The 13,131-nt window shown below is 66.2% G+C and carries 14 protein-coding genes; 5 read left to right on the forward strand and 9 right to left on the reverse strand.

Features of this window, described 5'->3' with window-relative positions; all coding sequences use genetic code 11:
* The first annotated feature begins 27 nt into the window (after positions 1 to 27).
* On the forward strand, positions 28 to 879 hold the full coding sequence (locus QZ471_RS04110) for an EamA family transporter (protein ID WP_295461109.1): 852 nt from the start codon (positions 28 to 30) through the stop codon (positions 877 to 879).
* Positions 876 to 1,784, forward strand: coding sequence for an EamA family transporter RarD (gene rarD / locus QZ471_RS04115; RefSeq protein WP_295461112.1), 909 nt, complete (start codon positions 876 to 878; stop codon positions 1,782 to 1,784). The genes QZ471_RS04110 and rarD overlap by 4 nt, the downstream gene beginning before the upstream one ends.
* Here the strand turns inward: rarD and QZ471_RS04120 are convergent.
* Genes QZ471_RS04120 through puuE form a run of 4 tightly spaced genes read right to left on the reverse strand, consistent with a single transcriptional unit; the run spans position 1,781 to position 4,728 of the window.
* Positions 1,781 to 2,281 (reverse strand): ureidoglycolate lyase, encoded by a 501-nt coding sequence (locus tag QZ471_RS04120; RefSeq protein ID WP_295461114.1) that lies wholly within the window; start codon positions 2,279 to 2,281, stop codon positions 1,781 to 1,783. The genes rarD and QZ471_RS04120 overlap by 4 nt on opposite strands.
* Positions 2,278 to 3,285 carry an allantoicase gene (gene alc / locus QZ471_RS04125; RefSeq protein WP_295461116.1) on the reverse strand — a complete coding sequence of 336 codons (1,008 nt, stop codon included), beginning with the start codon at positions 3,283 to 3,285 and terminating at the stop codon, positions 2,278 to 2,280. Before alc ends, QZ471_RS04120 begins: the two co-directional genes overlap by 4 nt.
* Before the next feature lie 25 nt (positions 3,286 to 3,310).
* Positions 3,311 to 3,823: a 2-oxo-4-hydroxy-4-carboxy-5-ureidoimidazoline decarboxylase gene (gene uraD / locus QZ471_RS04130; RefSeq protein WP_295461117.1), complete on the reverse strand. Its 513-nt coding sequence runs from the start codon at positions 3,821 to 3,823 to the stop codon at positions 3,311 to 3,313.
* On the reverse strand, positions 3,820 to 4,728 hold the full coding sequence (puuE, locus tag QZ471_RS04135; RefSeq protein ID WP_295461119.1) for an allantoinase PuuE: 909 nt from the start codon (positions 4,726 to 4,728) through the stop codon (positions 3,820 to 3,822). Before puuE ends, uraD begins: the two co-directional genes overlap by 4 nt.
* A 218-nt stretch (positions 4,729 to 4,946) precedes the next feature.
* On the opposite strand from puuE, the gene uraH reads away from it, so the two are divergent.
* Positions 4,947 to 5,318 carry a hydroxyisourate hydrolase gene (gene uraH / locus QZ471_RS04140; RefSeq protein WP_295461121.1) on the forward strand — a complete coding sequence of 124 codons (372 nt, stop codon included), beginning with the start codon at positions 4,947 to 4,949 and terminating at the stop codon, positions 5,316 to 5,318.
* A 60-nt stretch (positions 5,319 to 5,378) separates the two neighbouring features.
* Here uraH and QZ471_RS04145 read toward each other — a convergent pair whose 3' ends face one another.
* Together QZ471_RS04145 and QZ471_RS04150 are read right to left on the reverse strand one after the other, a co-directional pair.
* Entirely contained in the window at positions 5,379 to 6,425 is a 1,047-nt protein-coding gene (locus QZ471_RS04145) for an SGNH/GDSL hydrolase family protein (protein WP_295461122.1), read from the reverse strand.
* Between the two features lie 421 nt (positions 6,426 to 6,846).
* Entirely contained in the window at positions 6,847 to 7,170 is a 324-nt protein-coding gene (locus QZ471_RS04150; protein ID WP_295461124.1) for a helix-turn-helix transcriptional regulator, read from the reverse strand.
* Positions 7,171 to 7,262: 92 nt separating this feature from the next.
* Here QZ471_RS04150 and QZ471_RS04155 point away from each other — a divergent pair, with 92 nt between their 5' ends.
* Positions 7,263 to 8,360 carry an NADH:flavin oxidoreductase/NADH oxidase gene (locus tag QZ471_RS04155; RefSeq protein WP_295461126.1) on the forward strand — a complete coding sequence of 366 codons (1,098 nt, stop codon included), beginning with the start codon at positions 7,263 to 7,265 and terminating at the stop codon, positions 8,358 to 8,360.
* A gap of 630 nt (positions 8,361 to 8,990) precedes the next feature.
* Here QZ471_RS04155 and QZ471_RS04160 read toward each other — a convergent pair.
* Complete coding sequence (locus QZ471_RS04160) at positions 8,991 to 10,043, reverse strand: M48 family metallopeptidase (RefSeq protein ID WP_295461127.1); 1,053 nt, start codon at positions 10,041 to 10,043, stop codon at positions 8,991 to 8,993.
* On the reverse strand, positions 10,040 to 11,410 hold the full coding sequence (locus tag QZ471_RS04165; protein WP_295461129.1) for a YjgN family protein: 1,371 nt from the start codon (positions 11,408 to 11,410) through the stop codon (positions 10,040 to 10,042). Before QZ471_RS04165 ends, QZ471_RS04160 begins: the two co-directional genes overlap by 4 nt.
* A 137-nt stretch (positions 11,411 to 11,547) precedes the next feature.
* Between QZ471_RS04165 and QZ471_RS04170 the strand changes: the two genes are divergently transcribed.
* Positions 11,548 to 11,697 carry a hypothetical protein gene (locus QZ471_RS04170; protein ID WP_295461131.1) on the forward strand — a complete coding sequence of 50 codons (150 nt, stop codon included), beginning with the start codon at positions 11,548 to 11,550 and terminating at the stop codon, positions 11,695 to 11,697.
* Between the two features lie 113 nt (positions 11,698 to 11,810).
* On the opposite strand, the gene guaD is transcribed toward QZ471_RS04170, so the two are convergent.
* Positions 11,811 to 13,121: a guanine deaminase gene (guaD, locus tag QZ471_RS04175; RefSeq protein WP_295461459.1), complete on the reverse strand. Its 1,311-nt coding sequence runs from the start codon at positions 13,119 to 13,121 to the stop codon at positions 11,811 to 11,813.
* Positions 13,122 to 13,131 lie beyond the last annotated feature (10 nt).

The raw sequence follows: 13,131 nt of genomic DNA on the forward strand, positions 1-13,131 counted from the left end.
CGCGCACCTTTTTCGTGCGTCGCCGTCATGCCCTATCTCCTGCTCGTCACCCTTATCTGGGCCTTTTCCTTCAGCCTGATCGGGGAATACCTCGCTGGCCGCGTCGACAGCGACTTCGCCGTGCTGGTGCGGGTGGCCATCGCCTTCGTCCTCTTCTTGCCGTTTACCCGCTGGCGCGGCGTGCCGGGGCGTTTCGCCCTGGGGCTGATGGCAGCGGGTGCGCTGCAGTTCGGTATCACCTACCTGTGCCTGTACCGCAGCTTCGCCGTGCTGACGGTGCCGGAGGTGCTGCTGTTCACCGTGCTCACGCCCATCTATGTAACGCTGCTGGACGATGCCTGGCAGCGTCGCTTCCGCCTCTGGTCACTGCTGGCGGCCGTCGTGGCGGTGGGCGGTGCGGCGCTGATCCGCTTCCAGCCGCTGACCGGTGACTACCTGCTGGGCTTCCTGCTGCTGCAGGTAGCCAACCTGACCTTCGCCGCCGGGCAGGTGCTGTGCAAGCACCTGGGGCACGCCTTCGCCGGGCAGGGCGCGCTGCATCGCTACTTCGGGCTGTTCTTCCTCGGTGCCCTGCTGGTGGCAGCGCTGTCCTTCCTGCTGTTCGGCAATCCGGCGCGGTTGCCCAGCACCCCGCTGCAATGGGGCGTGCTGATCTGGATGGGGGTGTTCGCCACGGCGCTCGGGCTCTATTGGTGGACGCTGGGCTCGCTGCGGGTCAACGGCGGCACCCTGGCGATCATGAACGAAGCCCATGTGCCGGCGGGCCTGCTGGTCAGCCTGCTGATCTGGCAGCATCCGGCCGACCTGCCTAGGCTGTTGCTGGGTGGCGGCATCATCCTGCTGTCGCTGTTCATCAATCGCCAGGGGCGTCGGTCATGAGCGTGCTGTCGGGCAAGGGCCTCGGCCTGTCGGTGCTGTCGTCGGTGCTGTTCGCGCTGATGCCGGTGTACTTCGCCTGGCTGGCGCCCCTGGACGGTCTGCAGGTGGTGGCGCTGCGGGTGGTCTGGTCGCTACCCATGGTGCTCCTGCTGGTGGTGCTGCTGCGCGAGGGCAAGGCGCTTTGGGCGACGCTCAAGCGGCTGGTGCGTGAGCCGCGGCTGTGCCTGGCGATCCCGGCGGCGGCACTGCTGATGGGTATCCAGTGGTGGGTGTTCGTCTGGGCGACCATGAATGGCGAAGCCATGGCCATGTCGCTCGGCTATTTCCTGCTACCCCTGGCGATCGTGCTGACCGGGCGCCTGGTCTATGGCGAACGGCTGCGGCCCTTGCAGCGCCTGGCTGTAGTCTGTGCCTTGCTGGGGGTGATCAACGAGGTCTGGGTGACCGGGGCGCTGTCCTGGGTCAGTCTGCTGCCGGTGGTGGGCTATCCGCCGTACTTCGTGCTGCGCCGGTGGATGGCGGTGGATGCCCTGTCCGGCTTCGTGCTGGAGATGATCTGCCTGCTGCCCTTCGCGCTGCTCGCCCTGCATTGGTTCTCGCCGAGCCAAGCCTTGCAGCAGGCACCCTGGCTCTGGGCACTCTTGCCGGGGCTGGGTCTGCTCAGCGCCATCGCCTTCGCGGCCATGCTGGCGTCAAGCCGGATGCTGCCCTTGAGTCTGTTCGGCATCCTCAGCTACGTGGAGCCAGCGCTGCTGGTGTTCGTGGCGCTCTATATGCTCGGTGAACAATTGCCGGAGGGTGCCATCTGGACCTACGGCCCCATCTGGCTGGCGGTGGCCTGGGTCTGCCTGGACAGCGCGCGCCTGCTGCGCAAGCAGCTCAGGCGCGCATCGGCCAACCCTTAAAGCACCAGAGTTGCGGTCTCGTCCGCGGCGAAAAAGTGCTCGTCGCAGTTGGGCAGCTCGCCACGGCGGTCGACGATGAGGAATTCATCCTCGTCGCGCAGGGCCAGGACCGGGTGATGCCAGACGCCCGCGTGGTAATTGATGCCCTGGCGGCCATCGGTGCGGAAGACGCGAATGGCGCTGGCATCGGGCTGCGGGCCGGGCGGCGCCACCACCACCAGGAAGGGTTCGCCGCGCAGCGGCACGAAGGCCTGGCTGCCGTGGGGATGGCGTTCCAGCATGGCGATGGTCAGCGGATAGTCCAGGCGGCGGGCGCGGAAGATGCTGATGATCGCCGCGCCGTCGGCCGGACCGGTCTCGACTCGCGCCAGGGCATGGAACCTCTGGGTCGAGCCATTGTTGATGGGAAACCAGTCGCGACCCTCGGTCTCGATGACGTCGCCGAAGGGCGCGAAGCCCTCGGCGGTCAGAGGTTCGATGACGAGTTGGCGACTCATGCCTGGCCCCGGGCGACCTTGCCGAACAGCCGCAGTCGGCTGACGCCACCGTCGGGGAAGATGTTCAGGCGCACGTGGGTGATGGGGCCGAGGTCGCGCACCTGTTCGCGGAAGCTGTGCTCCTGGTGCATCTGCAGCTTCTGCGGCGGCAGCAGTTCCTGCCAGAACAGACTCTGGGTTTCGATCTGCCCGTCGGTGCCGCCGCGTACATAGGCGCCCTGGATCTGGCAGCTGTCCGGATAGTTGCCCTTGAAGTGCAGGGTGTCCACCAGGATTTCCTCGACGATACCGGCGTGGCCGAGGGCGATGATCACCCAGTCGTTGCCCGGGGTGCGACGGCGGGCGGTTTCCCAGCCATCGGCCATGCTGGCCGCGCGGCCCGGGTTGAGGATGTTGCTCATGCGCCCGTAGTGCTCGTCGTTGCAGGCCAGGGCGCGACCGCCATTGAGAGCGGCGGCGAGATCCAGCACCTCGTCGTCGGCCTGGGCCGACCAGTCGCGATGGGGGATGCCGTAGACGCGCAGACGAGCGACGCCACCGTCGGGATAGATGTTCAGCCGCAGATGGGTCCAGGGACGATCATCGCTGATGGCATGGTAGTGGTGGCTGTTGCCCTGCATCTCGATGGCCGGCAGCACCTCGGTCCAGGCGGCATCGTCAGCCGGATCGCCTTCGGCGCAAAAGCAGGCTTCCAGGGAGGCGGAGGGCGGGTAGTTGCCGGTGAACCAGCGGGTGTCGATGTCGACGCCCTTGATCGAGCCGGGTACGCCCAGGCGGATCACCGCGTGGTCATAGCCTTCGAACCTCTTGCGGCGCGACTCCCAGCCGTCCATCCACTTGCCGTTGTCGTCATAGACGCCTTCCTTCCACTCGGGTTCGTGGGGCTGGAGCATGCGGTCGGCGGCGGCGAACCAGTCATCGGTGACGCTGATGACCCGGGTGCCGAGGCGGGCGTCGGCGAGGTTGAGGTACTTCTCGAAGGGGGCGGCGTAGGTACGTTTCATTGGGGGACTCGTATGCGGACTGAGGTCAGAGGGTCTGGAGACGGAAGAGGGCGATGCGGTCGATCTCGGCCAGGGCCCGCTGGAATTCCTGCTCCGGGGTATTGGGCAGGCGCTCCTCGAAGGCGGCGAGGATCAGGTGTCGATTGCTGCCCTTCACCGCCATGATGAAGGGGAAGCCGAACTTGGCGCGGTAGGCATCGTTGTAGCGGGTGAAGCGCTCCAGCTCGTCGGCGTTGCACTGGTCCAGGCCGGCGCCGGCCTGTTCGCTGGTGCTGGCGGCGGTCAACTGACCGGCCAGCGCGGCGCGGCCGGCGAGATCCGGGTGGGCCTGGATCAGCGCCAGTTGCTCGGCCTGGCTGGCGCGGGCCACCTGGGCGGACAGCCGCTGGTGCAGCGCCTCGATGGCATCCGGCAGGGGCTGGCCCTCGTCGAAGGCGCGTTCGGCGACCCAGGCGGAGTGTTCGTAGATGCCGCCGAAGGCCGCGACGAAGGCGGCGCGATCCAGCTGGCTCGGGGTCAGGGTCTGGAAGCTGCTCATGCCGGCGGATGCTCCTGGTACCAATGACGGGCGATGTCCACCCGGCGGGCGAACCAGACGCCCTCATGTCCCTGGGCGTATTCCAGGAAGCGCTTCAGGCCCACCAGGCGCCCAGGGCGGCCGATCAGCCGGCAATGCAGGCCGATGGAGAGCATCTTCGGCGCCGTGGCGCCTTCCTCGTAAAGGGTGTCGAAGGCGTCCTTGAGGTACTGGAAGAACTGCTCGGCGGTGTGGAAGCCCTGCACCTGGGTGAACCTCATGTCATTGGTATCCAGGGTGTAGGGGATCACCAGGTGCGGCTTGCCGGTCGGGGTATTGGGCTCCCAGTAGGGCAGGTCGTCGTCGTAGGTATCGCTGTCGTAGAGGAAGCCGCCTTCCTCCATCACCAGGCGCCGGGTGTTCGGGCCGGTGCGGCCGGTGTACCAGCCCAGGGGGCGTTCGCCGGTCAGTTCAGTGAGGATCTCGATGGCGCGCTGCAGATGGGCGCGCTCCTCGGCCTCGTCCATGTACTGGTAGTCGATCCAGCGATAGCCGTGGCTGCAGATTTCGTGGCCGGCCTGGACCATGGCGCGGATGACCTCGGGATGGCGCTCGGCGGCCATGGCCACGGCGAAGATGGTCAGGGGCACCCGATGCTTGGCGAACAGCTCCAGGATGCGCCAGACGCCAGCGCGGCTGCCGTATTCGTAGAGCGACTCCATGGCCATGTTGCGCACGCCCTGTAGCGGCTGGGCAGCCACCATCTCGGACAGGAAGGCTTCGGACTCCTTGTCGCCGTGCAAAATGTTGCGCTCGCCACCCTCTTCGTAGTTGAGCACGAAGGACAGGGCGATGCGGGCGTTACCCGGCCAGCGGGGGTGGGGTGGCTGGGCACCGTAGCCGATGAGATCACGGGGATAGGTCATGGAAGAGGCATCCTGGCGGTCGAGATGTTTTGTATACAATGTTTGAAGACCTTTGCCGAGTCCCAGCAAGAATCTTGCCTAACTGGTCTGACCGGTCTGATCGCTGTTTAGGCTTCGAAAGAGCGCGATGGGACAGATCGCCGGGTAGCTCGGGCTGTATACAATCGGCGGCGCGAAAGCTGCTAGGCTGGTCCATCTTTCCTTGCAGGAGCCTGCCGATGTCCGTTTCGTCTTCTTCCGGTTACCTGACGACCCATGTCCTGGATACCGCGGCGGGCTGCCCTGGCGCAGGTATCGTCGTGCGTCTGTATCGTCTGGCCGAAGGGGCCCGGCAGGCGCTGGGGGAGTTGCGCACCAATATCGACGGTCGCAGCGACGCACCGCTGCTACAGGGTGAGACCTTCCAAACCGGCCACTATGAGCTGGAGTTCGAGGTGGGGGATTACTATCGGCAGCGCGGCGTGGCCTTGGATGAGCCGGCCTTTCTCGACACGGTGATCCTGCGTTTCGGCATTGGCGATGCGACGGCGCACTATCACGTACCTCTGCTGGTTTCGCCCTATAGCTACTCGACCTATCGCGGGAGCTAGCCGCTTCCGCCCCGCTGCGGTGCGAGCGGGGTAAGGAGGGCACCAGTCTGGGGCGTCGGCTCAGTGATAGGTCGGCTCGGTCGCCAGGCGCGCGGTCATTAGCAGCGGCTTGTCCTGGGCGGCGCTGCCGGGCCAGGTCTGGGCGATGCGTTCCAACACTACCTGGGCCAGCATGCTGTGGGTGCGGCTGGCGAAGTGCCCTCGCGCACCGAAGATATAGGCCTGGTCGGCACCCGGCTCGACATAGCTGTCCGGGTCGCAGAACTCCCGGCCGGGGAGGCAGGCATCGCCCTCGGCATGGGTGAAACCGTAGTTGCCGTAATGGGCGAAGACTTCTTCCATCACCCGGTAGGCGTCCACCAGCAACAGGCGGTCGCTGGCCGGCAGGTTGGCCTGCAGGGTCTCGTTGTAGAGCTTCACCAGATCGTGGTTGCGCTGCGCCAACTGCTCGGTCCAGGGCTCGAGATAGGGCGCCTTGCCATAGTCGGTATTGTTGAGGACCACCAGGCGCTGGGCGCCGAGACCCAGCAGGTAGCGCAGCAGCTTGACCTCGTTCATCGCCGTATGACGGATGCGGGATTCGACCTGCTCGCGGACATCCGGGGGCAGCGGCGCATCGGCCATCAGGGCGGCTCGGAGTTTCTTGTCATAGAAGGGGCCGATGATGTCATTGCCGCCGATCTGCACCAGCACCAGATCCTGCTGGCGGAAGCGGCCGTGCTGCATCTCGAAGTTGCGAATCTGCTGGGAGAAGGCGAGGGGCGCTTCGTTGTGGTCGAAACCGGGCTCGGTGAAGCTGCCGGTCACGGCGCCGCCTTCGGCGTAGCAGAGGCCGTCGGTATCGACCGTACCCTCATGGCCGTAGCCTTCCGCTTGCCGGTTGGGGCCGAGTTCGATGCCGTAGGCTTCGGCGATTTCCTGGGGGTAGGTGCGTCCGGGATTGGTGGCGTAGATGTGACCGAAGGTGCCGCAGTCCATGAGGCTGTCGCCGAAGGCGATCACCCGCTGGATGCCTCGCGCCTCGGCGACGGGTTCAGGGCTGGGTACCAGCGCGAGCAGCGCTGCGACGCCGACCAAGGCACTGGCCAATCCCCAATTTCTGCCCATAGCCCACCTCCCGGCAGCACCCTGGATGGGCGCTACCCACGACTTTTGCAACCTTCATACCGGGAAGAGAGAAAAATGCCGTCGAGAGTTCCCCCAGGCTTGTAATAGAGCAATTTCCGCTTGATGACAAGCGTGCGAGGCGGCGTTGTCGCCAGAGGGGAAAGGATGGTCGTAGAGGGCCTGGTGCGGCTGGATTGGCGCGGATTTCCAGCCGCTATTCGACGAAGTCAGACCAGGCGCAACAGCTGCCTGGCGGGCAGGAGCGAGGCGACGAAAGGACGGGGCGTGCACCAGGACACTGCGGTCCTGGCTGGGGTGGGCGAAGGCTGCGCCAGAGCTGTGCGGGCAGGTCGAATGAGCGAGACTTGGGGCTCATTGGCGGCGAGGAGCGATGGCTGCCCAGCTTGTCAGCGGATTCGCGTCAGGCGGGCTCGCCGACCGTTACCGACGACTGCGCCAGGATGGCATCGAGCAGACCGGGGAAGCGGCTGTCCAGATCCGCCCGCCGCAACTGGTTCATGTGCGTGGTGCCGGCATTGCGGGTGTGCACCAGACCGGCATCGCGCAGGACGCGGAAATGGTGGGACATGCTGGACTTGGGCCGACCGCCATCCAACTCGCCGCAGGTGGCTTCGGTCACCTGGGCCAGGTAGCGGACGATATCCAGGCGTACCGGATCGCTGAGCGCGTGGAACAGGCGTTCGAGGGAAAATTCGTCAGGACTGGGGTGTTTGAAAGGGCGCATGGGCCAATCATACACCGGGGGTTGGCGATCACGCTATGTTCGATTAGTATCGAATTAACGAACCAACAGTCATCCTCTTGGAGACCGCTCAGATGTCCGCATTGTTCCAACCCTTCACCCTCAAGGACGTGACGCTGCGCAACCGCATCGCCATTCCGCCCATGTGCCAATACAGCGCCGTCGACGGCGTGATCAACGACTGGCATCAGGTGCACTACGCGGGCCTGGCGCGGGGCGGTGCCGGCGTGGTCATCGTCGAGGCCACGGCGGTGTCGCCGGAAGGCCGGATCACTCCCGGTTGCGCCGGTATCTGGTCCGATGCCCAGGCCCAGGCGTTCGTGCCGGTGGTGCAGGCGATCAAGGCGGCTGGTTCGGTGCCTGGTATCCAGATCGCCCACGCCGGGCGCAAGGCCAGTGCCAACCGTCCCTGGGAAGGCGACGACCACATCGCCGCCGACGACAGTCGTGGCTGGGACACCATCGCCCCGTCCGCCGTGGCCTTTGGCGCCAACCTGCCCAAGGTACCCAAGGCCATGACCCTGGACGACATTGCCCGGGTCCGCCAGGATTTCGTCGATGCTGCCAAGCGTGCCTATGAGGCCGGCTTCGAGTGGCTGGAGCTGCACTTCGCCCACGGCTACCTGGCGCAAAGCTTCTTCTCGGTGCACTCCAACCAGCGCGACGACCAGTACGGTGGTGACCTCGCCGGCCGCAGCCGCTTCCTGCTGGAAACCCTGGCCGCGGTGCGCAAGGTCTGGCCGGAACATCTGCCGCTGACTGCCCGTTTCGGCGTGATCGAATACGACGGTCGCGACGAGGAGACCCTGGCCGAGTCCATCGAGCTGGCCCAGGGCTTCAAACGCGAAGGCCTCGACCTGCTGAGCGTCAGCATCGGTTTCTCCACCCCGACCGCCAACATCCCCTGGGGCTCGGGCCTGCTGGCGCCCATCACCGAGCAGGTGCGCAAGGCCACCGGCCTGAAGGTGGCCTCGGCCTGGAACATCGACACCCCGGCCCTGGCCAACCAGGTAGTGGCCGACGAGCAGCTGGACCTGGTGATGGTGGGCCGCGCCCACCTGGCCGATCCGCACTGGCCCTACTACGCCGCCAAGGCCCTGGGCGTGGACAAGCCGTCCTGGGTGCTGCCGGCGCCCTATGCCCATTGGCTGGAGCGTTATCGCAGCAGCTGAGTCGGCTCCTGCCAAGACGAGACGCTATCCTTCGGGGTAGTGCCCGTCAGTCGAGGTGCTGAGCGCAGCCACTTGCAGCCGCCCGGGTGGGCACAAAAAACGCCGCGTCCTCTTCACGAGGACGCGGCGTTTTTCTTAACTGACCGGCGTGTGGCCAAGGTCGGGCTGCTCAGGGCCGCAACTTGGTCCTCTGTCGTTGCTGCTCCATCGCGGCCATGGGCCGCTCCTACAGAGGTTGATGCTTTTGTAGGAGCGGCCCATGGCCGCGATAGTCCAAGTCAGAGCGGTCGCTACGGCGCACCGGCATGGCCGCGATAAGACAGTGGCTCCTCCAGGGGTGGATGCTTTTGTAGGAGCGGCCCATGGCCGCGATAGTCCAAGTCCGAGCGGTCGCTACGGCGCACCGGCATGGCCGCGATAAGACTGTTGCTCCTCCAGGGGTTGATGCTTTTGTAGGAGCGGCCCATGGCCGCGATAGTCCAAGTCAGAGCGGTCGCTACGGCGCACCCGGTATGGCCGTTATAAGACAGTTGCTCCTGCAGTCAGCGCATCGCCGTAAGAGCGGACCTGTCCATCGTCCCCAAGCACTGGGGTCTAGGTTATGGCCCCTCGGGGTGGCTTTCTCGTGGCTCACTGCAAGGCCTGCTGACGTTCGGCCGTGCTGGGGTGAGTGGAGAGGTAGCTGGCCCAGCGGCCGTCGGGCGAGGCGTCGGGGCATTCCTCGTGAGGCTTGGTACAGCCGTTGGCCTGCTCCAGGCGCTCGAGCAGAGTGGTCAGCCGGCTGGCCGGGATGTGCTGCGCCGCCAGCGCCTGGGCGGCGTAGCGATCCGCCTCGTATTCGAAGGCGCGGGAATAGCCCAGCTCGGTGAGCACGACCGGGATGGCCGAGACGCTGGCGCTGATCGAAGAGACATCGCCGGTGACCACCAGGATGACCAGCCCGAGGCCCGAACTCTGTAGCACCTGGCGCAGGGCGTGCCGGCGCGCGAGGTGGCCGAGTTCATGGGCCAGCACGGCAAGCAGCTCGTCGTCGTGCTCGGCGAGATTCACCAGTTGATCGGTGAAGACCAGGGTGCCCGAGGGCAGGGCCAGGGCGTTGGCGCCCAGGCTGCGGGCGGCGTCGCGGAACTGGATGTCCACCTCAAGGCTGGGGTCCGTCGCCTGGGCGAAGGCCAGGAAGCGGGCGCGCAAGGCTTGCTGGCGGGCGGCAGGCAGGGTTGAGGGCTTGAGCGCCGCGCGGTCGAGCAGGGCCAGGGTGCCGTCGCCCAGGTGGGTGCCGACGCTGGCGGGCAGGCGGAAGGCTAGGGTCTCGGCCAGGGCCGGAATGCCGTAGCGGATACCACCCCAGGCGAAGGCGATCGCCAGGACCAGCGACAGCAGGACCAGTCGCCAGCTGGATTCCAGGCGATAGGCCAATCCCTGGTGCGCGTCGGTATCCCGCAGCAGGTCGTCGATGGCATCGTTGTGCAAGGTCTCGAAGCGGCCGGCGCCGGGGAAGTCGAGAAAACGCGGCGTATTGCCCAGGCGGGAGGACAGCTCGATCGCCGTCACCGGACTGGGTCCGGCCAGGAGTTGCCCATCGTCCGTGGTCACGGCCCACTGGCCGGCGTCCACCTCCAGGCGCGCGGGGACGCGCCGGGAGGTATTGCCGTCGAAGAACCAGCCGGTCAGCTCGGGCGTCACAGCCCCAGGTCCACACCGAATAGCTCGGCCGCTTCGCCGCCGGTGGCCGAGGCGCCACCGCGCTGATCGGCGATGAAGGCCTCGACGTCGCCCTCGGCTTCCAGGGTGATGTGCTCGGCGGCGTAGCGCGCGGTACGGACTCGGGCCCAGGGATAGAACAGACCGAGGGTCAGCACCATGCCGATGAGGTTGGTCAGGACCAGCAGGCTGTAGGAGCCCAGGCCGTAGTGGGCGCCCAGGCGGACCACGCCGGCGCGGGTGCTGCGGTAATACAGGTTGGTCAGGGTGACCTTCACATAGACGAAGATCAGTTGGTAGGTCAGCAGCATCACGATGATCGATGCGATGGGCGAGCCTACCGGCGATGGAGAAACGTTGGCGAAGATGGCGAGTAGGTCCAGGGCGATGTTGGCGATCATGCCGAGCACGGCGAGGGCGATGATGCCTAGGACCATGCGGTAGTAGCGCCCGACGCCGGCCTGGAAGCTGAAGCCCTGGGTGCCGAAGCGGCTGTGGCTGGCGATGAACGCCTGCTGACGCTGTATTGCCATCGGATAGAGGATGCCGAGGGTCAGGATGCCGAGCAGCGGCCAGCCTATGAAGACCTTGATGGCTTCGCCCAGGCGCGCCTCGAAGCCGAAGCGTACGCCGCGCCAGGCGGAGTTGTGATGGTGGAAGCTCAGGGCGCGGACTACGATCCAGGGAGTGGCGATCAGCAGTGCCAGGCCCGCGAAGGGCTTGATCAGGGGGACGTAGAGACTGAGTACGTAGTAGCCGGCCAGGAGTGCGACCATCAGCAGCCGACCCTTGAGGATGGCGCGCGGATCGGCCAGGTACTCGAAGGCGTTACCGTCCAACCGGGTGTTGCCATAGAAGTACCTGAGGGTGCGGACCTTGGCCCAGGCCGAGTAGATGCCCAGGGTCAGGACGCTGAGGACCAGGTTGACGATCCAGATGCGGAAGAATTCGCCGCCCTGGCCATGGAATTCGAGGGGGAGCCGGCGGGGTTCGTCGTCCTGTACCTGGGGGCGGGCCTGGATTGGCGCTGCGGGCGGTTGCTGGGGGACGAGGGTCAGCGGGGCAGTGGGGGTCGCCACGGATTGGGCACTGGCAGGGGGCTCCACTACGTCGCCCGTCGAGCTTTCCAGGCGCGCCAGGGCGCCGATCTGGCTGAGGCGCTGCAGGTAGCCTTCGGCTTCCTTGCGGCCGATGTCGCGCTTGATGACGACGGGCTTGGCGCTGAACAGCTGTTCCAGGCGCTCGGTGCTCAGGCCGTAGGCATCGGCGAAACGCCGCTTGACCTGTTCCAGATCGAAACCGTCGGCGATTTGACCGGAAAACACCACGCTATAAGTTGGGCTGGGCATCTACGCATCCTTTCGTAGGGGTTCAGGTGACGGGGACTATAGCCAGGACGCCGGTCTGGGGTGACATCGGCAGGGGATATGCGGTCGTCTCGGGTGGCCGGACGGCCATTTCCGTGGCGTTGAAATGAGAGCCGCGCATGAGCACTGGATACCGAGTCACCGTCGGCTTGCCGGAGGAGATGAAGGCCTTCCGCGAAGCCTTCGTTGCGGTGCTCAAGGAGCCGGCCGTGCTGGCCGGGCTCGCGCCCCTGGAACGTCGAGGCGAGCAGCTGGCGCAGCTCGCCTGACTTGTCGAAACGCGCTGATAAAGCCGGTGCCGGGTGGGCAACGGCGTAGCCTTATCTACCCTGCCACGAGCCTGCCAGTGGAAAACGCTGCGCGGTTTTCCACGCTACGGGTGTCAGGCGTCGCGGTGATGTACCCGGCGGCCGGCCGCGTGGGTCTCGCGTACCACGCGATCGTCGGCGAGGGTGGTGAGGACGAAAAGAGTTTCCTCCAGGCTTTTGGACTGCTGCAGGCGGTAGTCCAGCAGCGGGGTGGCCTTGAGGTCGAGCACCACGAAGTCGGCGTCGTGGCCGGGAGTCAGGCTGCCGATGCGGTCGTCCAGGCGCAGGGCGCGGGCGCCGCCAAGGGTGGCGAGGTACAGCGACTTGAAGGGATGCAGGCGGTTACCGCGCAGTTGCTGCACCTTGTAGGCCTCGCCGAGGGTTTGCAGCAGCGAGAAGCTGGTGCCGGCGCCGACGTCGGTGCCCAGGCCGACGTTGACCTTGAAGGCTTCCATCCGCTGGAGGTCGAACAGACCGCTGCCGAGAAAGAGATTGGAGGTGGGGCAATGCGCCACCGCCGAACCTGTGTCGTGCAGGCGCTGGCATTCGGCGTCGCAGAGGTGGATGCCGTGGGCGAACACCGAGCGCGGGCCGAGCAGCTGGAAGTGGTCGTAGACGTCCAGATAATTGCTCCGCTCCGGGAACAGTGCCTTCACCCAGTCGATCTCTTTGAGGTTCTCGGAGAGGTGGGTGTGCAGGTAGACGTCCGGATGCTCGGCCAGCAGGCGTCCGGCGGCTGCCAGTTGCTCTGGCGTGCTGGTGGGCGCGAAGCGCGGGGTGACCGCATAGTGCAGCCGGCCCTTGCCATGCCAGCGCTGGATCAGCGCCTTGCTATCGGCATAGGCGGACTCGGCCGTGTCCTGCAAGTAATCCGGGGCGTTGCGGTCCATCAGTACCTTGCCGGCGATCATGCGCAGGTCGAGGCGTTCGGCGACCTGGAAGAAGGCCTCCACCGATTGCGGATGGACGCTGCCGAACACCAGGGCGGTGGTGGTGCCGTTGCGCAGCAGTTCGCCGACGAAGATCTCGGCCACCTCGGCGGCCTTGGCCGGATCGGCGAAGGCGCGCTCGGTGGGGAAGGTGTAGGTGTCCAGCCAGTCCAGCAGCTGCTCGGCGTAGCTGGCGATCATGCCGGTCTGCGGATAGTGGATATGGGTGTCGATGAAGCCGGGGGTGATGAGGGCGTCGCGATGTTCGATCACCTCGGTGCCGGCGGGCAGGGTGGGCAGCAGCTCGGCGGCCGGGCCCATGGCCTGGATGCGGCCGTCCTCGATCAGCAGCAGGCCGTCGGCATGGTATTCATAGGAGGCGTCCAGCCCCACCTCGGCCGGGTCGGCGAGGCTGTGGAGCAGGGCGGCGCGATGGGCGATAGCGGTCATAACGATCTCGAATGGT

It is taken from the genome of uncultured Pseudomonas sp., from assembly GCF_913774235.1.
Lineage (GTDB): Bacteria > Pseudomonadota > Gammaproteobacteria > Pseudomonadales > Pseudomonadaceae > Chryseomonas.